This is a genomic window from Streptomyces sp. NPDC126497, from assembly GCF_040302425.1.
In the GTDB taxonomy this organism is placed as follows: domain Bacteria; phylum Actinomycetota; class Actinomycetes; order Streptomycetales; family Streptomycetaceae; genus Streptomyces.
The window spans coordinates 1-2,259 of sequence record NZ_JBEORT010000048.1 but is presented as its reverse complement, the minus strand read 5'-3'; the positions used below and the strand labels follow the sequence as shown (position 1 = coordinate 2,259).

Genomic DNA, 2,259 nt, shown 5'->3' with positions numbered 1-2,259 from the left:
TTCCGATCTCGCAGTTCCCGGTGATGTCCGGGAACTGCGCCACGACGCCTGTCCGTTGTGTCCGGTGGCGGGCCGCGTCAGCGGGCGGCGCCTCCGTCGGCGTTGGGGCCGGCGTAGTCCTCGCCGTAGGCGCCCTTGGCGGGACGGCGGCGGCGCATGGGCGGCTCGACGCCGTCGGCGAGGCGGCGGGCGGTGAGCAGGAAGCCGGTGTGGCCGATCATCCGGTGGTCCGGGCGGACGGCCAGGCCCTCGATGTGCCAGTTGCGGATCATCGTCTCCCAGGAGGTCGGCTCGTTGAAGCAGCCGATCTCGCGGATGGACTCGACGGTCCGGGCGAGCTGGGTGGTGGTGGCGACGTAGCAGCACAGGATGCCGCCGGGGACAAGCGCCTTGGAGACCGCCTCCAGGCACTCCCAGGGGGCGAGCATGTCGAGGATGACCCGGTCGACGTCGGTGTCGGACAGGTTGTCCTGGAGGTCGCCGACGGTGAGCTGCCAGGCGGGGTGCGGGCCGCCGAAGTAGCGCTCGACGTTCTGCCGGGCGATGTCGGCGAAGTCCTCGCGGCGCTCGTAGGAGTGCAGCATGCCCTGGTCGCCGATGGCGCGCAGCAGGAAGCTGCTGAGCGATCCGGAGCCGACGCCGGCCTCGACGACGCGGGCGCCGGGGAAGATGTCGGCGAAGGCCAGGATCTGCCCCGCGTCCTTGGGGTAGACGACGGCTGCCCCGCGGGGCATGGACAGGACGTAGTCGGGGAGCAGGGGGCGCAGCGCGAGGTAGGCGACGTTCCCGGTGGTGCGGACAACGCTGCCCTCGGGAGCGCCGATCAGTTCGTCGTGCGGGAAGGAACCCTTGTGGGTGTGGAAGTTCTTCCCGGCCTCGAGCGTGAACGTGTAGTGGCGGCCCTTGGGGTCGGTCAGCTGAACCTGGTCCCCGACCTTGAAGGGCCCGCGCCTGCGGGCGGCACCGGTCGGTTCGGACATGTGAACAGCCTACCCGTCCCGGGAGGGGGCGCCGACCACCGGCCGGTGCGGGCGGGGGTCAGCTGGGCCGGGCCATCGCCTTGACGAAGGCGCGCTCGACGTCGGCCGCGGACAGGACGCCGTAGATCTCGCCGGTGTCCTCGACGACGAGGTACTCGGTCGCCGGGGTGGCGCGCAGGGCGTCCAGGAGGTCCTCCCCGGCGAGCTCGGCGGAGACGTGCATGCCGTCGGTGAGGTCCTGGGCGAGGGTGCCGACCGGCACCCAGGGACGGCGGTGTTCGGGCACGCCGACGATGGCGGCCTCGCGGACCAGGGAGAGGGGGATCCCGTCGGGGTCGACGACGACCAGGGCGCGGGCGCCGGCGGCGTTGGCGCGGCGCAGGGCCTCGGAGAGGGGGGTGTCGGTCTCGACGGGCACCGCGCGGCGGGTGAGGTTGCGGGCGCGCAGCTCGGGGAGGTGCTCGCGCAGCCGGGCCATGCGCAGGCTGTTGCCGGCGCCGGTCCAGATGATCGCGGCGAGGATGGCGGCGAGCAGGGCGTCCAGGACGGTGTCCATGCCCACGTTGTCCACGGCGTCGGAGCCGAGGGCGCCGGACTGGGTGAGCAGCGGGAGCCCGATCAGGACGGCGACGGCGAGGGCGCGGCCGACCCAGGCGGCGGCGACGGTGCCGGTCATGGGCCTGCCGCTGATCGCCCAGACGACGGCGCGGAGCATGCGGCCGCCGTCCAGAGGGAGGCCGGGCAGGAGGTTGAAGACGGCCACGATGAGGTTGGAGACCATCAGGCCGGCCAGCAGGACACCGGGGACGCTGCTGGGGTCGACGGCCAGCAGCGCGAGGTAGAAAAGGCCGGACAGGACCAGGGAGAGCAGGGGGCCCACGAACGCGAGCACGAACTCGCGCCCGGGGGTCTCGGCCTCCTTCTCGATCTCGGAGACGCCGCCGAAGAACTGGAGCTGGATACGGCGCACCGGGAGTTTGAAGCGGAGGGCGGCGAGGGTGTGGGCGAGCTCGTGGACCAGGACCGAGGCGTAGAAGGCGACCGCGAAGAACAGGGAGACGAGGTAGCTGGCGGCGCCGAGCTCGGGCAGCACGCGGTCGATCTGTCCGCCGAACACCCAGGTGATGAGGAGGGCGACGAGGAACCAGCTGGGGGCGACGTACACGGGCACGCCGAACGGGCGTCCCATCAGCAGGCCGCCGCGCTGCGGCTCCCGCGGCCGCTGGGGCGGCGCCTGACCGGTGCCGGAGGGGCGGGCGGGCAGGCGGCCCCCGGGGGC

General features: G+C 73.1%; 2 protein-coding genes. Both read right to left on the bottom strand.

What is annotated here, in order from left to right; all coding sequences use genetic code 11:
- Positions 1 to 77: 77 nt before the first annotated feature.
- The gene (locus ABTY20_RS20515) at positions 78 to 980 is read right to left on the bottom strand and encodes a tRNA (adenine-N1)-methyltransferase (RefSeq protein ID WP_073933638.1); all 903 of its coding nucleotides are present in this window, start codon (positions 978 to 980) and stop codon (positions 78 to 80) included.
- 58 nt (positions 981 to 1,038) lie between these two features.
- A partial coding sequence (locus ABTY20_RS20510; protein ID WP_351998442.1) for a site-2 protease family protein occupies positions 1,039 to 2,259 on the bottom strand: 1,221 nt, incomplete at its 5' end.

Bases quoted from the DNA above. Each gene is read 5' to 3' on its own strand.
- ABTY20_RS20515 (WP_073933638.1), bottom strand. From the start codon at position 980: ATGTCCGAACCGACCGGTGCCGCCCGCAGGCGCGGGCCCTTCAAGGTC.